The 22,793-nt window shown below is 68.6% G+C and carries 21 protein-coding genes; 12 read left to right on the top strand and 9 right to left on the bottom strand.

What is annotated here, in order from left to right; genetic code table 11:
* Nucleotides 1-437: 437 nt before the first annotated feature.
* The gene (locus ACYQPG_RS23560) at nt 438-710 is read left to right on the top strand and encodes a hypothetical protein (protein WP_461231869.1); all 273 of its coding nucleotides are present in this window, start codon (nt 438-440) and stop codon (nt 708-710) included.
* A gap of 80 nt (nt 711-790) precedes the next feature.
* On the opposite strand, the gene ACYQPG_RS23555 is transcribed toward ACYQPG_RS23560, so the two are convergent.
* Complete coding sequence (locus ACYQPG_RS23555) at nt 791-1,237, bottom strand: hypothetical protein (protein WP_461231868.1); 447 nt, start codon at nt 1,235-1,237, stop codon at nt 791-793.
* Nucleotides 1,238-1,532: 295 nt separating this feature from the next.
* On the opposite strand from ACYQPG_RS23555, the gene ACYQPG_RS23550 reads away from it, so the two are divergent.
* Nucleotides 1,533-2,096, top strand: coding sequence for a hypothetical protein (locus ACYQPG_RS23550; RefSeq protein ID WP_461231867.1), 564 nt, complete (start codon nt 1,533-1,535; stop codon nt 2,094-2,096).
* Nucleotides 2,097-2,265: 169 nt separating this feature from the next.
* Nucleotides 2,266-2,622: a hypothetical protein gene (locus ACYQPG_RS23545; protein ID WP_147937819.1), complete on the top strand. Its 357-nt coding sequence runs from the start codon at nt 2,266-2,268 to the stop codon at nt 2,620-2,622.
* 192 nt (nt 2,623-2,814) lie between these two features.
* Here ACYQPG_RS23545 and ACYQPG_RS23540 read toward each other — a convergent pair whose 3' ends face one another.
* Nucleotides 2,815-2,988: a hypothetical protein gene (locus tag ACYQPG_RS23540; protein WP_187278311.1), complete on the bottom strand. Its 174-nt coding sequence runs from the start codon at nt 2,986-2,988 to the stop codon at nt 2,815-2,817.
* Nucleotides 2,989-4,402: 1,414 nt separating this feature from the next.
* Here ACYQPG_RS23540 and rpoN point away from each other — a divergent pair.
* From rpoN to ACYQPG_RS23515, 5 genes are all read left to right on the top strand, one after another.
* Nucleotides 4,403-5,974, top strand: coding sequence for an RNA polymerase factor sigma-54 (gene rpoN / locus ACYQPG_RS23535; RefSeq protein WP_461231866.1), 1,572 nt, complete (start codon nt 4,403-4,405; stop codon nt 5,972-5,974).
* Between the two features lie 78 nt (nt 5,975-6,052).
* A complete protein-coding gene (gene glmU / locus ACYQPG_RS23530) occupies nt 6,053-7,429 on the top strand; it encodes a bifunctional UDP-N-acetylglucosamine diphosphorylase/glucosamine-1-phosphate N-acetyltransferase GlmU (protein ID WP_419830366.1) in 1,377 nt (458 codons plus the stop codon).
* Between the two features lie 558 nt (nt 7,430-7,987).
* Entirely contained in the window at nt 7,988-8,920 is a 933-nt protein-coding gene (panS, locus tag ACYQPG_RS23525) for a ketopantoate/pantoate/pantothenate transporter PanS (protein ID WP_419830365.1), read from the top strand.
* A 169-nt stretch (nt 8,921-9,089) separates the two neighbouring features.
* On the top strand, nt 9,090-10,916 hold the full coding sequence (glmS, locus tag ACYQPG_RS23520) for a glutamine--fructose-6-phosphate transaminase (isomerizing) (protein WP_419830364.1): 1,827 nt from the start codon (nt 9,090-9,092) through the stop codon (nt 10,914-10,916).
* A 24-nt stretch (nt 10,917-10,940) separates the two neighbouring features.
* Nucleotides 10,941-12,098: a M20 family metallopeptidase gene (locus tag ACYQPG_RS23515; RefSeq protein ID WP_147937814.1), complete on the top strand. Its 1,158-nt coding sequence runs from the start codon at nt 10,941-10,943 to the stop codon at nt 12,096-12,098.
* 22 nt (nt 12,099-12,120) lie between these two features.
* On the opposite strand, the gene ACYQPG_RS23510 is transcribed toward ACYQPG_RS23515, so the two are convergent.
* Nucleotides 12,121-13,116, bottom strand: a complete 996-nt coding sequence (locus ACYQPG_RS23510; protein WP_461231865.1) for an aldo/keto reductase — start codon at nt 13,114-13,116, stop codon at nt 12,121-12,123.
* 120 nt (nt 13,117-13,236) lie between these two features.
* Here ACYQPG_RS23510 and ACYQPG_RS23505 point away from each other — a divergent pair, with 120 nt between their 5' ends.
* Both ACYQPG_RS23505 and ACYQPG_RS23500 read left to right on the top strand, forming a co-directional pair.
* Nucleotides 13,237-14,160, top strand: coding sequence for a LysR family transcriptional regulator (locus ACYQPG_RS23505; RefSeq protein WP_147937812.1), 924 nt, complete (start codon nt 13,237-13,239; stop codon nt 14,158-14,160).
* Nucleotides 14,161-14,183: 23 nt separating this feature from the next.
* Nucleotides 14,184-14,627, top strand: coding sequence for a hypothetical protein (locus ACYQPG_RS23500; protein ID WP_461231864.1), 444 nt, complete (start codon nt 14,184-14,186; stop codon nt 14,625-14,627).
* An 18-nt stretch (nt 14,628-14,645) separates the two neighbouring features.
* Here the strand turns inward: ACYQPG_RS23500 and ACYQPG_RS23495 are convergent, their stop codons facing one another.
* From ACYQPG_RS23495 to ACYQPG_RS23485, 3 genes are all read right to left on the bottom strand, one after another.
* The gene (locus tag ACYQPG_RS23495; RefSeq protein WP_461231863.1) at nt 14,646-15,776 is read right to left on the bottom strand and encodes a serine hydrolase domain-containing protein; all 1,131 of its coding nucleotides are present in this window, start codon (nt 15,774-15,776) and stop codon (nt 14,646-14,648) included.
* 104 nt (nt 15,777-15,880) lie between these two features.
* Nucleotides 15,881-16,669: an SDR family NAD(P)-dependent oxidoreductase gene (locus tag ACYQPG_RS23490; RefSeq protein ID WP_461231862.1), complete on the bottom strand. Its 789-nt coding sequence runs from the start codon at nt 16,667-16,669 to the stop codon at nt 15,881-15,883.
* A gap of 243 nt (nt 16,670-16,912) precedes the next feature.
* Nucleotides 16,913-17,086: a hypothetical protein gene (locus ACYQPG_RS23485; protein WP_461231861.1), complete on the bottom strand. Its 174-nt coding sequence runs from the start codon at nt 17,084-17,086 to the stop codon at nt 16,913-16,915.
* On the opposite strand from ACYQPG_RS23485, the gene ACYQPG_RS23480 reads away from it, so the two are divergent.
* Nucleotides 17,060-17,719: a response regulator gene (locus ACYQPG_RS23480; protein WP_147908925.1), complete on the top strand. Its 660-nt coding sequence runs from the start codon at nt 17,060-17,062 to the stop codon at nt 17,717-17,719. The genes ACYQPG_RS23485 and ACYQPG_RS23480 overlap by 27 nt on opposite strands.
* A gap of 122 nt (nt 17,720-17,841) precedes the next feature.
* On the opposite strand, the gene ACYQPG_RS23475 is transcribed toward ACYQPG_RS23480, so the two are convergent.
* Entirely contained in the window at nt 17,842-18,402 is a 561-nt protein-coding gene (locus ACYQPG_RS23475) for a TetR/AcrR family transcriptional regulator (RefSeq protein WP_461231860.1), read from the bottom strand.
* A 183-nt stretch (nt 18,403-18,585) separates the two neighbouring features.
* Between ACYQPG_RS23475 and ACYQPG_RS23470 the strand changes: the two genes are divergently transcribed.
* The gene (locus tag ACYQPG_RS23470) at nt 18,586-19,173 is read left to right on the top strand and encodes a sugar O-acetyltransferase (RefSeq protein WP_147908923.1); all 588 of its coding nucleotides are present in this window, start codon (nt 18,586-18,588) and stop codon (nt 19,171-19,173) included.
* Nucleotides 19,174-19,240: 67 nt separating this feature from the next.
* On the opposite strand, the gene ACYQPG_RS23465 is transcribed toward ACYQPG_RS23470, so the two are convergent.
* Complete coding sequence (locus ACYQPG_RS23465) at nt 19,241-20,713, bottom strand: NAD-dependent succinate-semialdehyde dehydrogenase (RefSeq protein ID WP_461231859.1); 1,473 nt, start codon at nt 20,711-20,713, stop codon at nt 19,241-19,243.
* Nucleotides 20,706-22,718, bottom strand: coding sequence for an acyl CoA:acetate/3-ketoacid CoA transferase (locus ACYQPG_RS23460; RefSeq protein ID WP_461231858.1), 2,013 nt, complete (start codon nt 22,716-22,718; stop codon nt 20,706-20,708). The genes ACYQPG_RS23465 and ACYQPG_RS23460 overlap by 8 nt, the downstream gene beginning before the upstream one ends.
* Between the last annotated feature and the right edge of the window lie 75 nt (nt 22,719-22,793).

The following is a 22,793-nucleotide window of genomic DNA, read 5'->3' as shown; positions in this document are numbered from 1 at the left end:
CGGGATCCGCGACCGAGCTTCGAATCAGGCTTGATGCTCAGTGGCATGACGATCTCGCCCGAGAAAGAACTGAAGCCACCAGCAGCAATGCCGATTTGGCGCGTGGACGATCCCTGCGATGGCAGGGGGAAACGATTTGGCCCTGCTGCACGCCCAACGGGACTTGAACCTGCGGCACGCCATCGTTGGCTCGTTTGCTAGCGCCCGCGCCGCGACTGTTATGCTATCATGCGCACAGCCCTTGCAGTCCTCGTCTTCGTTGTTGCTGCAGATAGGGCACAGGCTCAGACGATCCAAAAGGCTATAGAGGCCAGGCAGTTGCGGTCCGCGGGATCCGGTGCGTCGATTCAGGCCGCGATGGGTTCGTGTGCGAGGCGGAAGCAGACGGTCGACGCCTCCGGCTGGATGCGTCCGGGCTCGGCGGGACGACAGATGCGATGGCCGAGAAGCTGATCGGCCCGTGCAATGGGCTCGCGGCGCTCGCCAAGCCCATCTGCACCGTCGATGTGGCGTTCACCCCGACCGGCTCTGGCTTCGAGGCTGTGGTGACGATCATCAAGACGTCCGAGATCGAGGTCACTGCACCGCGGCGGCGACGACCGGGAGGCTGCAGTAGCGGCGCGCACCGGCGCGCGGCCGCGCAAGGACACCCGAGCCCGGATCCTCGCCGTGCTCACGAGAGAACCCGCAACCGCCAGGCAAATCGCTGAACGTGTGGAGATCCGAGGAGGGGACAGGGGCAGGGAGGCTACCCTGGGGCTGGCGCGCCTTGAAGCTGAAGGCCTGGCGATCAGGGAGGAGGTGCGGCGGCAGTTTCCGCGCTGGCGGGCGGTTCCGGCCGTTCTCGCCGCGCCACGATCCGACAGCGATCCCGAAGCGTGACCTCGTGCTTCGGCCACAGCTCGCACGCGGTCTCGAACGCGGCCCGCGCCATGGCGATCGGATAGATCACCGCGAGTTGCGCCTCGACGCAGCCGCCCGTTTCCTTCCAGACCTCGATGGTGAAGGGCACGCCCGGCGGGACCGGTGTCGTCGGACGCGCGGGCGGCGGCAGCGTGATCGCGGCCAGACACAGGTGCTCGTATTTCCGCGCGGGCGGCGAGCCGGGCGGGCGCTGGTACCGGCACGAGGCCGTCAGGATGCGCAGGATATCGAGCGTTGACACATCTGGCCCGAACCGCTCCCGGAGGCTCGCGACCGAATACCGGCCGGATCGCTTGCAGGACGAGCAATCCACGTAGACCCGCCCGGGCAGAACATCCCGCAGAGACCCCACCGCCATCGCCTCCGTTCTGGAACGAAGGCGGAACATGCCAGATCCGGCCGCGCGGTTCAGCGGGGCGCGAACTCGGCCGGCGACACGGTGGTGGAGAGCTGTGGATCGCGTTGAAGAACGCCAGCGCTATCAGGCGCTTCGAGCGCCCTTCGGCCTTGCCGTCTGTTCAGCGCCTGGGAGGGTGCCGCGCATTCTTTCGGCTGCGCGCCGTCCTGGATGGCTTGCCGGAAATCGGGCCTCGGGTAATCCTACCGGGATGCGCACAGCCCTCGCCGCCCTCGCCTTCGCCGCCGCCACCGGTGGGGCCAGCGATAGGGCCTACGCATGGGACGCCTGCGAGGCGATCGCGCTGCGCGACGTCCCGGCCATGGAAGCGCCTGACGCGATCCTGGCGAAGGGCGAGCTCGATGGCGGCATCACGCAGTACCGGATCAACAAGGCGACGAAGCGGGCCGTGTTCTGCTCCCACGGCGGCCACTGCTACCCGACCCACCTGACCGTGAAGGGCGAGACGGTCGAGGCGTTGCGCCTCACCAACTGCAAGGTCGGCCCGAAATCGAACGACCAAGATGACGAGGACACCTATTATCCCGTCGACATCATCCGCGAAAAGTTCACGCCAGGGCAGCTGCGTCGGTATGATACGGAAGACACCCTGGCGCGGATTGGCCTCTGCTCGGCATGCGTCGGCGATGTGGCGAGCCAGTATCTGGACAAGCCGACCTCGCGATGCGGGCTCCTGGTCAAGAGTGCCTTCGAGGGCGATCCGAAAGCGAAAGCTGCCCTCCAGAGCCCTCCGAACGCCTGCCAGAAACAGTGAGGGGCTGTTTGCCCACGCCGGCTGACGCTCCCGCGTTGTGCGCTCGGCCTCGGCTCCATCTGCCCCAGGGGCAGACCATTTCTGGGGTCGGTCGATCGCGAAGGCGACCGCTTCATCGAACCACCCTTCGCCGAAAGCGTTCTAGCCTCGTAATGGGGAGGAAAACCGAATGAAGGTGATTTCAGCGGCCGTCTTGGGTCTGGCACTGCTGGGCAGCGTGGCTCCGGCCTTCGCACAGCCCTATGGCGGGCGCGACTACGATCGCGGCGACTATGGCTCCCGCGACAGGGGCTACGGAGATCGCGGGTATGGCGACCGGGGCTATGGCGATCGTGACCGCCGCGATTACGATCGGGATAACGACCGAGGATCGCGAGGCCAGCGTGGCGACTACGCTTTCAACGAGGCGGAGTATCTGCGCTGTAACCCGGACGTGCGCCGGGCGGTCATTGGTCGAGCAATCAAGTCCGGTCTGGAACACTATCGGAAGGTCGGCATGGCGGAAGGCCGTAAGCTGAGCTGTTGATCGAGAGGCGTCGGCACGGTCCTGAGTGACCGGCCGCGAAAAGGCCCGCGCCGGCGAACCGGGCGGGCTTCTCCGATCCAACGCCGCTGGGGATAAGCCTCAGACCCGGTGAACATCGATCGCTGATGCACACAAAGGAAAGCCCGCCGCGGCGCTGAGCCGGGCGGGATTTTGTCAACCGAATTGAGATCTTCAGATCTTCACGGCCTCGGCGGCCATATTGGACCGCAAGGCCTCCGGGAGATCGGCGAAAGCGTGGTACCCGGCAGCCTGCGCCGCAACATCAAGTGCGCGATCCGCACTCTCAGCCTTACCCGTCCAAAGCACTGCCCTGCTGCTCTTCTGCCTCACCTGAAAGATGGTCATGGGTACCTCAAGCCGAAGCGTTCTGCTGTTAAAGCGGCACCCGCCTAAGTCGGTTCCACGGATCGCCGTCCAGACGCCCGCCGGCGGGGATCGCGCCAATCCTACCGATCATTAGGCGACCTACGAAAAAGCCCCGCGCGGCGGCTGCCGGCGGGGCGAAGGTTGTGACCTCGAACTCGGGGGAGTCTGAAATCGCGTCGGCCATACCCTGGATGCTGACGAAGATAACCTCGTCATGGCGCCGCACCCACCATGTCTCCGATGCGGGCACACTCGATACGACCGACTTGGTAGGGGCTTTTAGAAGCCTCCTCGGCCTCCATACCCATATCCGTGGCCGTAACCCCGGCCATAACCGCGACCGTAGCCTCGCTCACCGCCGTAGCCGCGGCCATACCCTCTCCCATAGCCATAGCCGCGCCCGTAGCCGCGCGGGCCGCCATAGCCGTGGCGGTGACCGCCGAAGCCGGGTCCGAAGCGGGGCCCCCCGTAGCCATACTGGATCTCTTGCACCGCAGAAGCAGCTTCCGGTACGGCTCCGATGCCGATCTGAGCCGCTGAAGCTTGCATGGGTGCGATAAACAAGCTGGCTGCGAACAGCCCAGCTGTCAGTGCCGGTACTTTGAACAAACGCTTGCTCCTGGCCACATCCCCAGGTTGAGGCGGCGGCTTTTGACCAACCCGAGAGCCGCTCATACCGTTCCAGACGCTCGCCATCCGCTGCTCGTGAGGTTCACCGCACCGTTCTTGAAAACTTGCGCCGCACGGCCGTGCGGGTTCGAGTCCCACCGTCCACATCGGGGGCTGTTTCGATTGCAACGCCTCCGACCAACGGCGTTGCTGCACCAATCATCCTCGCGCATCTCTCCAGCGTAGGCGGCAGCCCTGAGGACAGGATCTTGCCGATCCACCGGCTCCCCCCTGTCGCAGGCGGGACGGAACATCGCGCAGATTCGTTTCAGACAGCCGAAACCTTCGCGAAGAGCAGACGAAGCAGCACACCCCGGGAATGATTAACTTTAAAATTTTTATCTTTTCTAAAAAAACATCGGATACAATTCTTACAACGCCTGCTCAATTGACTATTTTTACTCCATAAATTCTCGCTTCAGTCGCATTATGTGGTCTGACATTTCTGCGGTAGCCTGAACCGATGACGCGCACCTGCTCCTGAGCGGCGGCGCTCGCTAAGAGCTTCGTTAAAGCTTCATCACGAAATTGGAGACCCATCGGATGTGGCTCCGGCACCACGAGCGGGTCCCGATCAGGCATTTGCCAACACCCATGAGCTGCCACGTACTTTGACGGGCGCGGGAGATCGGTTTAGAGGTGATCGCGCACGACAAGCAATAACCATGCCGCTGGCAGCGTCGCCCGGCTGGTCGTTCACGCTGAAAGGGCATTGGGGCCTCTTATGAGTTTGGTGCAACGGCTGGAAGTGCGTCAGGGCCAAGCCCTGGTGATGACGCCGCAGCTCCTGCAAGCGATCAAACTCCTGCAACTGTCGCATCTCGATCTCGCCGCCTATGTCGAGACCGAGCTGGAGCGGAACCCTCTTCTTGAACGCGCCGAAGCCGAGGGTCCCGCGACCGGTGACGCTGAAGCGGCCGGTCCGTCGAGCGAGGCCTCGGGCGAGTCATTCGACGCATCAGACCCCGATTCGTGGCAGCCGCCGGAGCTCAATCCGAGCCGCGGTGAGATCGAGACCGATTTCGACGCGCGGCTCGACAACGTCTTCCCCGACGACGCCCCCACGCGGGTCCAGGAATCCTCCGCGGGCGACATGCTCTCGTTGACCCCGCCGCCCTACGGCAGCAGCGGCGGCAGCTTCGATTCCGAGGCGCCGGATTTCGAGGCGGCCCTGACGGCCGAGATCTCCCTGCGCGACCACCTCGCGGGCCAGCTCGAGCTGGCGACGCGGGATCCGGTGGAGCGGCTGATCGGCGGCTTCCTGATCGACGCGGTCGACGAGGCCGGATACCTGCGCGAGACGGTGGAGGGCGTGGCCCAGCGCCTCGGCGCGGACGCCGACACGGTGGCTCGGGTGCTGACCCAGGTCCAGAGCTTCGACCCGCCCGGCATCGCCGCCCGGGACCTCGCCGAGTGCCTGGCGATCCAGCTGCGCGAGCGCGACCGGTATGACCCGGCGATGCAGGCCCTGGTCTCCCGTCTCGACCTCGTGGCCAAGCGCGATTTCACCGCCCTGCGCCGTCTGTGCGGCGTGGACGATGAGGATCTCGTCGAGATGCTGGGCGAGATCCGAAGGCTCGATCCAAAGCCCGGACGGGCCTTCGGATCGAGCGCCGTCGAAGTGCTGATCCCGGACGTGTTCGTGCGCGCCGCCCCGGACGGGTCCTGGCTGGTCGAGCTCAACGGCGAGGCGCTGCCGCGGGTGCTGGTCAACCAGAGCTACTATGCCCGGGTCGTGCGCGGCGCCTCCGCCGAGGGCGACAAGGCTTTCCTGTCCGAGGCGCTGCAGAACGCCAACTGGCTCACCCGGTCGCTGGAACAGCGTGCCCGCACGATCCTGAAGGTCGCCACCGAGATCGTGCGCCAGCAGGACGGGTTCTTCGTCCACGGCGTCACGCATCTGCGCCCGCTGAACCTCAAGACCGTGGCCGAGGCGATCGGCATGCACGAATCGACCGTGTCCCGGGTGACCTCCAACAAGGCGATCGGGACGAGCCGCGGCACCCTGGAGATGAAGTACTTCTTCACCGCCGCGATCCCGGGCGCGGCCGGCATGGCGGCCCATTCGTCGGAAGCCGTGCGCCACCGGATCAAGCAGCTCGTCGACGGCGAGACGCCGGACGACGTGCTCTCCGACGACGCGCTGGTGCAGAAGCTGCGCGGCGAGGGTGTCGACATCGCCCGCCGGACCGTAGCCAAGTACCGAGAATCGTTGCGGATCCCGAGTTCGATCGAGCGCCGCCGCGAGCATTACGCTCACGGCTCGGCCCATCACGGGGCTCTGGCGCTGCGCTGAGACTCTGCGGGACGGCCTTGCGCCGCGCCGCCGTCCGGCTCATCGGTCGCGCGCCGAATCACGACGCCCGGACCCGCGATGACCCCGACCGCCCAGCCACCGCGCAGCCTCACCGCCATCGTGCTCGCGGCCGGAAAGGGCACGCGGATGCGCTCGGACCTGCCGAAGGTGCTCCACCGGGTCGCCGGGCGCAGCATGCTGGGCCACGTGCTGGCCGCCGTGCAGGCGGCGGGCGCCGGCCGGATCGCCGTGGTGGCCGAGCCCGGCCGCGACGACGTCGCCGCCGAAATCGCCCGGGAGGCACCCGGCGCGCAGGTCTTCCCGCAGGCCGAGCGGCTGGGCACCGCCCACGCGGTGCTGGCCGCCCGGTCCGTGCTCGAAGGCCCCGACGACGACGTGGTCATCGCCTTCGGCGACACCCCGCTGATCAGCGCCGAAACCTTTCTCCGCCTTCGCGCGCCCCTGGCGGAGGGTGCAGCGGTTGCCGTCCTCGCGTTCGAGAGCCCGACCCCGACCGGCTACGGCCGGGTGCTCACCGAGGGCAGCCGGGTCCTGGCGATCCGCGAGGAGAAGGATGCGAGCCCGGCCGAGCGGGCCGTGACCCTGTGCAATGCCGGTCTCATGGCCTTGGGAGGTCGGCACGCGCTGGCGCTGCTCACGCGCATCGGCAATGACAACGCCGCCGGCGAATACTACTTGCCCGACGCGGTGGCGCTCGCCGTCGCGGACGGGCTCTCGGTCACGGTCGTGCCCGTGGACGAGGCGGAGGCGCAGGGCGTCAACGACCGGGTCCAGCTCGCCGTCGCCGAGGCCGCGATCCAGATCCGGCTGCGCCGCAGCGCCATGCTGGGCGGCGCTACGCTCGTCGCCCCCGAGACGGTGTTCCTCAGTCACGACACGATCCTCGGACGCGACGTGGTGGTGGAGCCGCACGTGGTGTTCGGGCCGGGCGTCCGGGTCGCGGACGGCTGCACGGTGCGGGCCTTCGCGCACCTCACCGACACCGTCCTCGAAGGTGGCGTTCGCATCGGGCCGTTCGTGCGCCTGCGTGGCCATGCCGTCCTCGAGACCGGCGCGGAACTCGGCAACTTCGTCGAGCTCAAGAACGCCCGGATGGGCGCGGGCGCCAAGGCCGCGCACCTCACCTATCTCGGCGACGCGGAGGTCGGCGCGAAGGCCAATATCGGCGCCGGCACGATCACCTGCAATTACGACGGCGTGCTCAAGCACCGGACCACGATCGGCGCCGGCGCCTTCATCGGGTCGAACTCGGCCCTGGTGGCCCCGGTCACGGTCGGGGAGGGCGCCTACGTGGCCTCCGGCTCGGTCATCACCGACGCCGTGCCCGACGGCGCCATGGCGATCGCCCGTGGCCGACAGGTGGTGAAGCCGGGCTGGGCTAAGCTGAAGCGGGCGGCGCTGCTCGCCGAGAAGGCAATGCGCGGGGGGCGTTGACGCCCGCGGATCCGGGGCCGGCTCTCGATCCGCTCAGTCGTGCGATTGTTGATTGCGACCGATGTCGGTCGCCCGGCATTTTTGGCTCGGGGCGGCGTCCCTCGGCTGCCCCGAAGGTAGCGGACGTTCCGTATCCGCCGCATCTCAATTGATCAGGCAAAGAGCCAGCGGCCCAGATGATTGTAGTAAGACCTGTCCCAATTTTCATAACAACGTCACACCATTGACCGGAGGCATGCTGAGTGCAAGCCTGCAGGCGGGTGTCGGGATATGTGTGCTGGGGCGACGCTCCGATCACGGCATGACGACCCGCGGGCGATCCCGCCTGTCCGTTCACCACGTTAAGGTGGCCGTTCCGCCTCCGACCTTTGCCGGTCGCGCGAACCATGGTCCGCCCGTCCCGGAAGCCGCCCCTCGATTCGGTCGCGCTGGACAACCGCCGACGCCCCGGCAGAGAGAGCTTGACCCGACAGCGATACCCTGCGGGACGGCTGCGCTTGACGCACATCGGCGCAGCTGGGACACGGCCGCCGCCCTTCTCGGACATCGGCCCGCACGATGCTGCTCAACCGCTTGTTTCCCGTCTGCGCCGTCCTGGCAGCGGCCACGGCCTATTTCGCGCCGGACGTGTTCCTGCCGGTGCTCCCGCACGTCGCAATCTTGCTGGCCGTGATCATGTTCGCCCTCGGCGTGACGCTGACGCCCGCGGATTTCGGCCGGATCCTGGCCCGGCCCGCGCCGGTCGCGGCCGGGGTGGTCGTCCACTACCTCGTGATGCCTGCCGCCGCCTGGGCCATCGCCCACGCCCTCGGCATGGGCACCGAGCTCACGACCGGCATGGTGCTGGTCGGCAGCGTCGCCAGCGGCACGAGCTCCACCCTGATGGTCTACATCGCCGGTGGCGATGTCGCGCTGTCGGTGACGATCGCCACGGCGTCGACGCTGGTGGGTCTCGTGGCGACGCCGCTGCTGGTGCGCCTCTACGTCGACGCCGCCGTGCCGGTGGACGTGGCGGGGCTCCTGGCCAGCCTCGTGGAGATCGTGGCCGCGCCGGTGGCTCTGGGGCTGGCGCTCAACCGGCTCGCGCCGCGACTCGTCGGGCGCATCGAGCGGGCTCTGCCCGCCGTGTCGATGATCGCCATCCTGCTGATCATCGGCGCCGTCGTGGCCGGCAGCGGGGCGAGCATCGCGGCCGTCGGCCCACTCGTGCTGCTGGCGGTAGTGTTGCACAACGGAGCCGGTCTGGTCTGCGGCTACTGGAGCGGGCGCCTGCTCGGCTTCGATGAGGGCACCTGCCGAACCTTGGCCCTGGAAGTCGGCATGCAGAATTCCGGCCTCGCGGCGGCGCTGGGCAAGCTCTATTTCTCGCCGCTGGCCGCCCTGCCGGGCGCGGTCTTTTCCGTCTGGCACAACCTGTCGGGCTCGGTACTCGCCAGTCACTGGTCGGGACGGAACGCAGCCATCGTCACGCGCGGACCCGCGCCCTCATAAAAGAACCACCGAGGCGACCGCGCACATCAGCATCGATTCGGCCGGGGCTGGCCCTGCGCGGCCCTGATCCGGTACACGTGACGCTCGGCTCGGCGGTGAGCGAACGGCCCGGAGCTTGCGCGGCGCGTCCGCGCGCGGCCACCCGGGCGTCAAAGCGAGAGACACTTCCATGTGCGGCATCGTCGGCATCGTCGGGCGCGACGCGGTGGCGGGGCAGGTGATCGAGGCCCTGCGGCGGCTCGAATACCGCGGCTACGATTCCGCCGGCATCGCCACCCTGGAGCACGGGCAGCTGGCGCGGCGCCGCGCCTCGGGCAAGCTGGTCAACCTGGAGGCCCGGCTCGCGCAGGAGCCGCTCACCGGTACGATCGGCATCGGCCACACCCGCTGGGCGACGCACGGCCGGCCCAACGAGACCAACGCCCACCCGCACGCCACCAAGCGCCTCGCCGTCGTCCATAACGGCATCATCGAGAATTTCAGCGAGCTGAAGGCCGAGCTGGAGGCCGACGGCATCGTGTTCGAGAGCCAGACCGACACCGAGGTCGTGGCCCAGCTGGTCAGCCGCAACATGGACCGGCAGATGAGCCCGGTCGACGCGGTCGCCGCCGCCCTGCCGCGGCTGCGCGGCGCCTTCGCGCTGGCCTTCATCTTCTCCGGCGAGGAAAACCTGCTGATCGGTGCCCGCCACGGCGCGCCGCTCGCGGTCGGCTTCGGCCAGGGCGAGACCTTTCTCGGCTCCGACGCCCTGGCGCTCGCCCCGTTCACCGACGCCATCACCTACCTCGACGAGGGCGACTGGGCGATCCTGACTCGGGACGGCGCCGAGATCCGCGACCAGTCCGGCGCCCGCGTCCAGCGCCCGCGCCAGAAGATCGCCACGCAGGCCTACCGGATCGACAAGGGCGAGTACCGCCACTTCATGGCGAAGGAGATCCACGAGCAGCCCGAGGTGGTGGGCCGCACGCTCGCCCACTACGTCGACATGGCCAACGGCCGGGTGATGCTGCCCGAGGCGCTGCCGTTCGACTTCGCCAAGCTCAGCCGCGTCTACATCACCGCCTGCGGCACGGCGTTCTATGCCGGGCTGGTGGCGCGCTACTGGTTCGAGCAGGTCGCGCGCCTGCCGGTGGAGATCGATGTCGCCTCCGAGGCCCGATACCGCGAGGCGCCGCTCGAGAAGGACGGGCTGACGCTCGTCATCTCGCAATCGGGCGAGACCGCCGACACCCTGGCCTCGCTGCGCTACGCCAAGAGCCAGGGCCAGCACACGCTCAGCGTGGTCAACGTGCCGACCTCGACCATCGCGCGGGAATCCTCCGTGGTGATGCCGACGCTCGCTGGCCCCGAGATCGGCGTCGCCTCGACCAAGGCGTTCTCGTGCCAACTCACCGTGCTGCTGTGCCTGGCCATCGCGGCCGGCCGGGCGCGGGGCACGCTGGATGAGGCCGGGGAGCGCCGGCTGGTGGACGCTCTGATCAAGGCGCCGGGCCTGATGGCGGAGGCGCTGACCCGCGAATCGGAGATCGAGCTCCTGGCCCGGGACGTCGCGAAAGCGCGGGACGTGCTTTATCTCGGCCGCGGCACCAGCTACCCGATGGCGCTGGAGGGCGCGCTGAAGCTGAAGGAGATCAGCTACATCCACGCCGAGGGCTACGCGGCGGGCGAGCTGAAGCACGGTCCGATCGCGCTGATCGACGAGAGCGTGCCGGTGATCGTGATCGCGCCCCACGACGCGGTGTTCGAGAAGACGGTGTCGAACATGCAGGAGGTCGCCGCCCGGGGCGGGCGGATCGTGCTGATCGGCGACGCCAAGGGCGCGGCCGAGCACGGGCTCGACACCATGGCCACCGTGACCATGCCGGACCTCGACCCCACGGTGGCACCGATCGTGTACGCGGTGCCGATCCAGCTGGTGGCCTACCACACCGCGGTGTTCATGGGGAAAGACGTCGACCAGCCCCGGAACCTCGCCAAGTCGGTCACCGTGGAGTAGCCGCACCGACCAACAGGGACCCCGATGACCGAGAGAGACGCCGCCGCGATCCGCTGGCTCGAAGGACAGGAGGGCGCCATGCTGGCCCTGCTCGAGGAGCTGGTGAACATCGATTCCGGCTCCTACGACAAGGCCGGGGTCGACGCGGTCGGCGCCCGCATCGCGTTCTTCCTGGCCGAGCACGGCGTCTCGGTCACCACCATCCCGGTGGAGGATTACGGCGACGCGCTGAAGGCGCAGGTCGCCGGATCCGGCGGCGCGAACCGGCCGGTCGTGCTGATGGGCCACCGCGACACGGTCTTCCCGAAGGGCGAGGTCGCCCACCGGCCGTTCCGGATCACGGAGGGCCGCGCCTACGGGCCGGGCGTCGCCGACATGAAGGCCGGGCTGGTCATGAACGCCTTCGTGCTGGCGGCCTACCAGCAGGCCGGTGGCGCGCCGGTGCCGCTGGTAGGCCTGTTCACGAGCGACGAGGAGATCGGCTCGCCGGCCTGCCGGCCGATCATCGAGGAGACCGCCCGCGGCGCCCGCGCGGTGCTCAACGCCGAGCCCGGCCGGCCGTCCGGGAATGTCGTCACCGGCCGCAAGGGCGGTGTGTTCATGCACCTGGAGGTCCACGGCAAGGCTGCCCATTCCGGCGGCAACTACGCCGACGGGCGCAGCGCCATCGGCGAGCTCGCCCACAAAATCACCGCGCTCCACGCGATCACCGATCTCGACCGTGGCATCACGGTGAATGTCGGGCTGGTCTCGGGCGGCCAGTCGGTAAACACCGTGGCGCCCCGGGCGACCTGCGAGATCGACCTGCGCTACGTCACCCCGGCGGACCGGGACGCGGCCATGGGCCGGATCGCCGCGATCGTGGACGGTGCGACCGTGCCGGATACCCGGGCGCAGCTGACCATCAAGGGCGAGTTCCTGCCCCTGGTGCAGGACGAGGCCTCGCGCGCGCTGTTCGAGACCTACGCGCGGGGCAGCGCGCAGCATGGCGTCCGGATCGAGGGCGAGTTCGCCGGCGGCTGCGCCGATTCCGGCTTCACCGCGAGCGTCGGGTGCCCGACGCTGTGCGCGGTCGGGCCGGTCGGCGGCAAGGCGCACTCGCCCGAGGAATATCTGGAGGTGGCGAGCCTCGTCCCGCGGGCGCGCGCCATCGCCGAGACGGTCTCGGCGATGGCGGCCTGAGGCGTCTTCTCCCGGGCCGCGATCACCCCTCCACAAGCGCCAGCGCGGCCTCGGTGTAGCGATTGCCGCTGACCGCCTCCGGGGGCATCGCCGCGTCGATAGCGGCGAGGTCGTGGGCGCTGAGCACGATCGCCGCAGCGGCGGCATTCTCTTCGAGATGGCGGATCTTGCGGGCGCCCGGGATCGGCACGATTCCGGCGCCCCGGCTGAGGACCCAGGCCAGGGCGAGCTGAGCGGGTGTGACGCCCTTGTCGGCCGCCATGGAGGACAATGCGTCGACCAGCCTCTGGTTGGCCGCCAGGTTCTCGGCCTCGAAGCGCGGCAGGGTGCGGCGGAAATCGTCGGCTCCGAGGCCATCGAGGTCTCGAATGGCGCCGGTCAGGAGCCCGCGACCCAGCGGGCTGTAGGGCACGAAGCCGATACCGAGTTCGGCGCAGGTCGGCAGCACCGCGGCCTCCGGCTCACGGCTCCACAGGGAATACTCGCTCTGCACAGCGGCAATCGGATGGACCGCGTGGGCGCGCCGGATCGTGGCCGCGCCGGCCTCGGACAGGCCCAGCGCGCGCACCTTCCCGGCGCGCACGAGATCGGCCATCGCGCCGACGGTGTCCTCGATCGGCACCGCGGGATCGACCCGGTGCTGGTAGAATAGGTCGATCACCTCGACGCCGAGGCGCTGCAGCGAGGCGTCGCAGACCGCGCGGACATGCTCGGGCCGGCTGTCGAGGCCGACGATCCGGTCCCGGCCCTCTCCACTCTCGGCGATCTTGAAGCCGAACTTGGTGGCGATGACCACCTGGTCACGCACCGGCGCCAGGGCCTTCCCGACCAGCGTCTCGTTCTCGAACGGCCCGTACATCTCGGCGGTATCGAAGAATGTGACGCCGAGATCGACCGCCCGGCGCAGCGTGACGATGGCCTCCGCCTCCGGCTGGCCGCCATAGCCGAAGCTCATCCCCATGCAGCCGAGGCCGAGGGCGGAGACGGAGAGTTCGGAACCGAGTCGACGCTGTTGCATGGGATTTTCCTGTGGGTTCTCTCGCGAGTCGCTTGTACGAACCCGTCCCGACTGTGCATCGAGGCCAACGCTTAGGATAATCCGTGCTCTACAGCGCAGCCTGTCCTATCCGGCTCAACAGTGAAACGCACCGATCTCCCGGCCCTCGCGATCTTCGCCGCCGTCGCGGGGCGCCGCAGCTTCCGCGGGGCGGCCCGCGACCTCGGGCTCTCCGTCTCGGCGGTGAGCCACGCGATCAACGGGCTCGAGGCGAGCCTCGGGATCCAGATCCTGGCCCGGACCACCCGCAGCGTCGCCCCGACGGAAGCGGGACGGCGCCTGCTCACCGGACTCGAGCCGGCGCTCGCGGCGATCACCGAAGCGGTCGAGGCCGCCACCGCCTCGCAGCAGCGGCTCTCGGGAACGCTGCGCTTCTCGGTACCGCACTCGGCCGCCGAGATGCTGCTGCTCCCGCTCGCCGTGGCGTTCACGCGCGCGCATCCCGGCATCGCGATCGAGATCTGCGCGCAGGACGACCTGCGCGACATCGTGGCGGAGGGCTTCGATGCCGGCGTCCGGTTCGCCGAGAGCCTGGAGCAGGACATGATCGCGGTCCCGCTCGGCCCCGCTCAGTGCGCGGCGATCGTAGCGTCACCGTCCTACTTCGCGGACCAGCCGCGGCCGCGCACGCCGCAGGACCTCCACGACCACACCTGCATCAACCGTCGCTTCGCCGGCGGCGCCCTGTTCCGCTGGGATCTCGAGAAGGACGGCGCGGCCGTGACCGTCTCGGTCTCCGGAAGCCTGATCCTGGACGACATGGGGCTGATCGCGGAGGCGGCGCGGATGGGCGCCGGGCTCGCCTACGTGTTCGAGGCGCAGGTGACGGACGACCTCGCCTCCGGCCGGCTGGTCCGCGTGCTCGCGGATTGGTGCCCGCGCTTTCCGGGCTTTTTTCTTTACTACCCAAGCCGTCGGTTGATGCGACCGGTGCTCCGGGCCTTCCTCGATTTCGTCCGGGCCGAGGCCGCGGACGACCGATCACGGGTCCGAACCTTCGCATGAGGTCGAGTGATGAACCAGTTCCAATGATCGAGCTTCATCGGATCGTGCATGCGGCGCGGGTCTACCTCGAATTGCACTGGCCCGCGTGGCATGCGCGATGGGGGCCGCCGCCTCCGGCCTGCGCATCACAGTGGACCTGCGTCCGATCCAGTCTGTTCATTCAAAAATCGCTCGCTCACGCCAATATCTCTGCCGTGATCGTCAGTGGTGTTCCGACGTCCAGAGATCGATGCGGCTTCTTTGACGGGCTGACGTGGAACAGCCATGCTTGGGTGCGTACCAACCAAACAATCGTCGATGTGACAGCCGATCAATTTGCGGCCGCAGCCGTCATCATCACGGCGATCAGCGACGGTCGCTATCAAGAGGGTATCGGAACGGAAGCTCGACTTCCAGTCGGAACATCGCCTATCCGCGCTGTCGATGCTATCTGGCCGACCTGGGTCGAAGTCATGCGCGGCATCTGACCGTTGCGCCGATACCGTTTAGTCTCGCACCGCTCCGACGAGCCGCGATAGAAAGCTGTCCAGGGCCGCTTTGTCGATCCAGCGCAGGACGGCGACGAGGTCGTGGTCCGGATCGACCCAGATCACGTTGTTGCCGGCCCCGAGCGCGCTGAACGCGGACTCCGGCAGTTCGGGCTTGGCGGTCGGACCGCGGTTCAGCCACCACAGGTAGCCGTAATTCGCGAGCGTCGGCGACGGCGTCAGCATCGCGCGGATCCACCGCTCCGACAGGAGCCGGCGTCCGGCCCAGACGCCGCCGTGGGCGATCAGGAGCCCGAAGCGCGCATGGTCGTCCGCGCCGATGAACAGGCCACCGCCCCAATGGCCGCCACCGGGCACCGACTGGATCCGGGCCCCATCGATCTCGACCCAGGCGTTGTCGTAGCCGTGCCACGCCCAATCGTGGGACGCTCCGATCGGCTCGAAGATCCGCGTTCGCAGCACCTCCGGCAACGCGCGGCCGAAGCGGCGCATCAGGCAATACGCCAGCAGGTTCACCCGCACGTCGTTGTACTCGTAATGGCTGCCCGGGGCCTGGAGCGCGCGACGCTCACCCTTGCGGCTGTTGTCCGCCCCGGGACCGATCTGGCGGAAATGATCGACCTGGTCGGACTTTCCGAACAACGTGCCCTGCCACTCGCTCGATTGCTGCAGCAGGTGCCGCCAGGTGATCGCGCCGTTCCGCGGACCCTCGAGGAGAGGATCCGGGACGCTGTCCCGAACGGGCGCATCCACGTCCGGGATCAGCCCGTCATCGTGCGCGAGCCCGGCCAGGACGGCCAGATAACTCTTCGCGATGGAGAAGGTCATGTCGGGGCGCCGTGTATCGCCCCAGGCGGCCACGCGTCGGCCGCCCTTCAGGATCACGCCGGCCGGGCCGCCCCGCGGTCGCACCGGCCCGCCGATGTCGCTCCAGGGCCCGCGCTCGTTCCACTCGACCAGGCCGACATAGCGTCCGTCCGGGTAGTAGAGGCTGCGCGGCCAAGGGCTCTCGTTCGCCTCGGCATAGGAGATCGCCTCGGCCAGGGCCGCGGCATCGAGCCCGGCGGCCTCGGGCCTCAGGGTCTCCCACGTCTGCGTCGGACAATACGGCTCGGTCCCCTGCGTCACGCCCGTTCTCCCGTCGGCACCGGGTGGTCATAGCACCGACGGACCGGCACGCATGCGCCGCGCCAGGGCGTTCCCTGGAACGTCCTGGCGATTCGCCGCGGATGTCAGCGCACGGCGCGGTAGCGCTCCGCGGGTTGGACCTGGCCGAGATTCGGGATCATCGCGGTCCGCGCCCGATCGTACGCGTCCCACTGCGCGGCGTCGGGCAGGGGCGGGATCGTCACCGGCTCACGGAGGTCGAAGCCGACCAGGGCGGCGTCCACCAGGGCGCCCGTCTCCATCACGGCCGGTAGGCTGTTCACGTCGAGTCCGGCGCGCTCCCAGATCTCGGTGCGGGTCGCCGCCGGCAGGACCGCCTGGACGTAGACGCCCTTCGGCCCGAGCTCGGCGTGGAGCGCTGCGCTGAGATACTGCACGAAGGCCTTGGTGGCGCCGTAGACCGCCATTCCGAATTCCGGGACGAAGCCGACCACCGAACCGATATTGATGATGGCGCCTTCACCGGCCTCGGCGAAGCGCGGTGCGACCGCAGCGGCGAGGCGTGCCGGAGCGGTTGTATTGAGGGCGATCAGCGCCGCGACTTGCTCGGGATCCTGGCCGACGAAGCTGCCGGTGAGCGCCGCGCCGGCATTGTTCACCAGCACGCCGATCCGGGCATCCGTGCGCAGGCGGGTCTCGACGGCGGCGAGGTCGGCCGGACGGGTCAGATCGGCCGGGAGGATGTCGACCGCGACGCCGGCCTCCCGGCGCAGGCGCTCGGCTAGCGCCCCCAGGCGGTCGGCGTCCCGGGCGACCAGAACGAGATCGTGGCCGCGATGGGCGAAGCGGTCGGCATAGACCGCACCGATGCCTGACGAGGCACCGGTGATCAGGATGGCAGGCGTGCTGGACATGGGCTCGATCCTGACCCTTTACATGATCACCATCATGTAAAGGGTCAAGCGAGCCGCGTTCCGCGGGCGTGAGATTGCGCACATGAAGGTCGACGGCGCGCCGAACGCCGGCGCGCCGCGCAGCTTGGCGGACCGGTTCCCGGATCCGCCCGACCGGCTGAGCTCGGCAGCCAGATTGCGTTCATCCCGGCCCCGTCGCGCACAGACCAGCGCCGAGATCGATCGGGTCGCCCTGACCAGGCCTTACCGGTGAAACCGCGCCGCGCCGCCCGGATCGGCGGAGGTGAGCGGCCTCCTCCTCGGCCGCTTGCGCCCCGGCACCGCATCGATCAGGTTTCCGATGTCCCAAGGGTCCCGCATGCGGATCTCGAGCGAGGAACCGCTTCGACCGTGCAACTCCTGATCGTCGACGACCATCCGCTGTTCCGTGACGCCCTGGCGGCCACGATCCGCCTGGCCCATCCGGATGCCGTCCTGCACGAGGCCGACGGGATCGAGGCCGCCTGCGCGGTGCTGGCCGAGAACCGCGGCATCGACCTGACGCTCCTCGACCTGTCCATGCGGGGGGTCACCGGCTTCGACGGCCTGATCACGGTCCGGGCCCGCTTCCCGCGCATCCCGATCCTGATCGTGTCGGGCCACGAGGACCCGCGCATCGTCCGCGAGGCCCTGCAGCACGGAGCCGCCGGCTTCGTGCCCAAGGCGATGGACAAGAGCACCCTGACCCGGGCGATCACCGAGGTGATGAGCGGCGCATTGTTCCTGCCCCCCGGCTTCGCAGAGGCGAGCGCGCCGTCGCCGCATGCCAAGAAGGCCCCCCTGGCCGAGCGCGTGGCCCGGCTCACGCCGCAGCAATTGCGGGTGCTGATGATGATCCGCCAGGGCAAGTTGAACAAGCAGATCGCCCATGAGCTTCACGTCGGCGATTCCACCGTGAAGGCCCATGTCTCGGAGATCCTGCGCAAGCTCGAAGTGATCAGCCGGACGCAGATCGTAATCGACACGGCATCACTGGATTTCGACCAGATTCACAACACGCAACCGGCCTGACACCGCGCATTCCGCCGTCGAAGCCGGCTTTGCGGCAGGGAGCCGCCGGGGATGCGCGCCGCGTGAAAGCCGCGACAGGCACCCGGACGTAACGCGATGGCGCCGGGCCGGGCGCATCGTCCTCAGGAGGCGACGCGTTCGACCAGAGCGCGGACATCGACGCGATTCATCGGCTCCGGATCCACCGAGCGGTGAATCGACAAGCCCTCGATCAAGGCATCCAGGGCCTTAGCCACGTCGGCCGAGAAATGTTGCCGGAGTGCCGCACGGCTCTTCTCCATCCAGTCCTGCATGACGCGGCGCAGCGGCGGGTTGCGGGCGGCGAAGGCGTAGAGCTCGTAGCTCAGCAGCATGGTCCGCGGGCTCGCCCAGCTGTCGTCCACGATGAGGTCGACCACGGCTTCGAACGCCTCGGACCGATCCGCGGCTTCCCCCAGCCGCTCGGCGAAGCGTGTCGAGACCGTATCGGCCAGCAAGGTGAACGCCTGGGTGAGCAGCTCGTCCAGGCCGGAGAAGTGATAGGTCATCGAGCCGAGCGGCACGTCGGCCGCAACCGCGACCCGGCGATGCGTCGTCCCCGCGACCCCGTGCTCGGCGATGACGTCGAGGGTCGCCTGCACGATGCGGGCGCGGCGGTCCGGGTCGTAACGGCGCTGGGACGAGGGCACGCGGGGCTCCTGCACGCGATTTCCAGACGAGATCCCTGGACGAAATTTCTGGGCGAGATTCGTTGGCAAGATTCCCGGACGGGCGGGAATTGGCATTCGCGTCCGATGCGTACATATGTACGCATCGTTGGACCGGACCGGAAGGGCTGGCCGGGACCGAGCCCGCATCGCTGCGGAGCTTGAACGGGGAGGATGCCGATGCGGACCGAGCGGGACAAGATGCTGGCGGGGGAACTCTACGACGCCCTCGATCCCGAACTCGTCGCGGGCCGCATCCGGGCCCGGGATCTCTGCCAGTTGCTCAACGCGTCAGGCGAGGCCGACGCGGATCACCGCCGGGACCTGTGCCAGCAGATCTTCGCGGCCGGCGGCGATACGGTCTGGATGCAGCCGCCGTTCTTCTGCGATTACGGCTCGAACATCGAGCTCGGCGAGCGGGTGTTCTTTAACTTCAACTGCGTGATCCTCGATGTCTGCCGGGTGCGGATCGGAAGCTTCACGCTGTTCGGCCCATCCGTTCAGATCCTCACGCCCCTGCACCCGTTCAACGCGGCCCTGCGCCGGGTCCAGGAATTCGGGAAGCCGGTCGAAATCGGGTCGGACGTCTGGGTCGGTGGTGGCGCCCTGATCCTGCCGGGCGTCACCATCGGGTCCCGCACGGTGATCGGCGCCGGCAGCGTGGTCACGCGCGACGTGCCGGACGGCGTGCTGGCCGCCGGAAATCCGTGCCGGGTCATCCGGCCGATCAGCGACGACGAGCGGGAGCATTACGCGTCCGCGCCCTAACGCGGAGTAGCGATTCCCGCGCGCGAGACCGGATGGCGCGCGGCGCGTGCCATCCGGTCCAACAAATTCAGGCGCCGAGGCCGCCGACGCAGAGATACTTGGTGTTCAGGTAATCCTCGATGCCCTGATAGGAGCCCTCGCGGCCCAGGCCGGATTCCTTCACGCCGCCGAAGGGTGCAACCTCGGTGGTGATGATGCCCTCGTTGATCCCGACCATGCCGTATTCCAGCGCCTCGGCGACCCGGAAGGTGCGGCCGAGGTCGCGGGTGTAGAAGTAGCAGGCCAAGCCGAACTCGGTGTCGTTGGCCATGCGGATCGCCTCCGCCTCGTCGCGGAACCGGAACAGCGGCGCCAGCGGCCCAAAAGTCTCCTCCCGGGCCACCGCCATGTCGGGGGTCGCGCCGGTGATCACGGTCGGCTCGAAGAACTGGCCGCCCAACGCGTGGCGATGCCCGCCAGCGACCACCCGGCCGCCCTTCTCGACGGCGTCGCGGATGTGGGCCTCGGTCTTCTCCACCGCGGCCGTGTCGATCAGCGGCCCCTGAGCGACGCCCTCGTCGATGCCGTTGCCGACCTTCAGGCGGTTGGCGGCCTCGGCCATCTTGTCCGCGAAGGCGTCGTAGATCCCGTCCTGCACCAGGAAGCGGTTGGTGCAGATGCAGGTCTGGCCGGAGTTGCGGTACTTGGCGAGCATCGCGCCGGCCACGGCCCGGTCGAGGTCGGCGTCGTCGAACACGATGAACGGCGCGTTGCCGCCCAACTCCATCGAGACCTTCTTCACCGTGTGCGAGGCCTGCTCCAGCAGCACCTTGCCGACCTCGGTGGAGCCGGTGAACGTGATCTTCTTGACCAGCGGGTTGCCGGTCATCTCCCCTCCGATGGCGCGGGCCGATCCGGTGAGGATGCTCACGGTTCCGGCCGGGAAGCCGGCCTTCTCGCACAGCACGCCCCAGGCGAGGCCCGAGAGCGGGGTCTGCGAGGCCGGCTTGATCACGATCGGGCAACCGGCGGCCAGGGCCGGTGCGATCTTGCGGGCGATCATCGAGGACGGGAAGTTCCACGGGGTGATGGCCGCGACCACGCCCACCGGCTCCTTGGTGACCAGGATCTTGCGGTCACCCCAGGGGGAGGGGATCACGTCGCCGTAGACGCGCCGCGCCTCCTCGGCGAACCACAGCACGTAGGCCGCCGACATCGCGACCTCGCCGCGGGATTCGGTCAGCGACTTGCCCTGCTCGGCGGTGAGGATCTGCGCCAGATCCTCCTGGTTCTCGGTGACCAGGGCGGCGAGCTTGCGCAGCAGCACGGCGCGCTCGTTGGCGGTCTTCGCGCGCCAGGCCGGATAGGCCGCGTGGGCGGACTGGATCGCCCGGCGGGTCTCGTCGGCGCCGGCGTTCGGCACCCGGGCGATCACCGCGCCGGTGGCCGGGTTGGTGACGTCGATCGTGCCGGACCCGGCCTTCGACCATTCCCCGCCGATCAGGCAGGATTCGACCAGGAGGCTCCGGTCCTTCAGGGTGAAAGTGTCGGACTCAGGCATTCAACGGTTCCTTCGGCGGCTGCGGCCTGTCTGGCTGAGACAGATCCGTCCGCGGCTTGAGGGGCACGCTCTGGGCCGTATTCCTCGCCTGCGCCTCGGCTTTTGTCTCGAAGACATGCGGAGCCAGATCGCGGCTCGCCAACGAGGCACCGAGTTTTAATCGCAAGAACGCGCTCGTCGTGTAGCGCGAAGCAGTCTCGTAGTACCGGTTCTCCAGATAAGCGATCGCCGAGAAATAGGCATCGCTCACTGTCGGGTCGACCTCGAATCCATCGTAATTGGCGATCAGGTGGACCTTGCGACCGATTTCCTGGCAGGCGCGCTCGTATTCGCGGCGCACCAGTTCGACGTCGTCGATAGTCCTGACCTGGAAGCCTTCGAGGTTCGAGAACAGGATGTTGCGTTCCTGGTCGTAGCTGATCCGCTCCGACAGGGAGAGCCCGAGGAGCCAGGGCTCCAGCCCCATGACGGCATCGCGGAACAGCCGCGGATCCATGGGTTTCGGGTCCTGCACGATCGGCGTGAACCCCATCTGCCCGAGGATGTCCCGCGCGATGTCGACCCCGGGGGCGACCTCGGCCAGCTCCATGCCGGCCTTGGTCCGGCGGAACACGCAGCGCTCGGTCACGTAGAGCACCGGCTGGCCGCGCTCGGCCGCGTAGGCGCCCGAGAAGGTCACTTGCTCCACGGCGGCGATGAATTTTTTCGAGCGCCCCTCGGTGACGATCCGGATGCAGTCGCCCTCGACCACCGCCTCCAGCCCGTCGGCCGTGAAGGTGCCGGCGAACACCAGGCTCTTGGCGTTCTGCGAGATATTGATGAAGCCGCCGGCTCCGGCGAGCCGCTTGCCGAAGCGGCTGACATTGACGTTGCCCTCGGCGTCGCATTGCGCGAGCCCGAGGCAGGCGAGATCGAGGCCGCCGCCGTCGTAGAAGTCGAATTGCTGGTTCTGGTGCAGCACCGCCGCCGGGTTGAGGGCGGCGCCGAAATCGAGCCCGCCCTGCGGCAAGCCGCCGATCACTCCGGGCTCGGCGGTGAGCGTCAGGTATTTCAGCACCCGCTCCTCGGCGGCGACCGCCGCCACCCCCTCGGGCATGCCGATGCCGAGATTGACCACGCCGCCGGGGGGCAGCTCGAAGGCGCAGCGCCGGGCGATGACCTTGCGGGCATCGAGCGGGATCGGCGGGATCCGGTCGAGCGGCACGCGCTGGCGGCCCGTGAAGGCGTGGTTGTAGGGCGTGCCGTAGGTCTGACGGTGGTTCTCCGGCTGGCTCAGCACCACGCAATCGACCAGCACCCCGGGTACCTGCACCTCGCGGGGCGCGAGCGAGCCGGCCTCGGCTAGGCGCTCGACCTGGGCGATGACGAAGCCACCCGAGTTCTTGGCCGCCATGGCGGCAGCGAGGTTGTCGAGGGTGAGCGCCTCGCGCTCCATGGTGATGTTGCCGGCCGGGTCCGCCGTGGTGCCGCGGATCAGCGCGATGTTAACCGGAAAGGCCTTGTAGTGCAGCCAGGACTCGCCGCCGAGCTCGACCACGCTGACCAGGTCCTCGCGGGTCACGGCGTTGAGCTTGCCGCCTTCGAGCCGCGGATCCACGAAGGTGCGCAGCCCGACCTTGGTGATGTGGCCCGGCGTGTGGGCGGCGATCTCCCGGTAGAGATGCGAGACCACCCCGAGCGGCAGGTTGTAGGCCTCGATCTCGCCGTCGATCGCCATCTTCGCCAGCTTGGGTACAAGCGCCCAGTGACCGCCGACGACGCGACGCACCAGCCCCGGGATCGCCAGCCGGTTGAGGCCGCGCTCCTTGCCATCGCCGGGCGCGGCGGCGAACATCAGCCCGAGCCCATGCGGGCCCTGGCCGGCCTCGAACCGCCGGGCCAGGGCCAGGATCAGCTCATCCGGCGTACCGATACCGACGAACCCCGAGACCGCGACCATGTCGCCGTCCTGCAGGATGGCGAGCGCCTCGTCGGCGCTGACGATCTTGTTCTTCAGGCTGCCCATGCGGTTATCCTCGGAGCCTGGAATTGAGAGCGCCGCGCCAAGCGCGGCGATCATTCGACCGGTCGATCCTACCCA

The sequence above is a fragment of the Methylobacterium sp. CM6246 genome (assembly GCF_054818005.1).
This window is presented reverse-complemented; position numbering and strand designations above follow the sequence as displayed.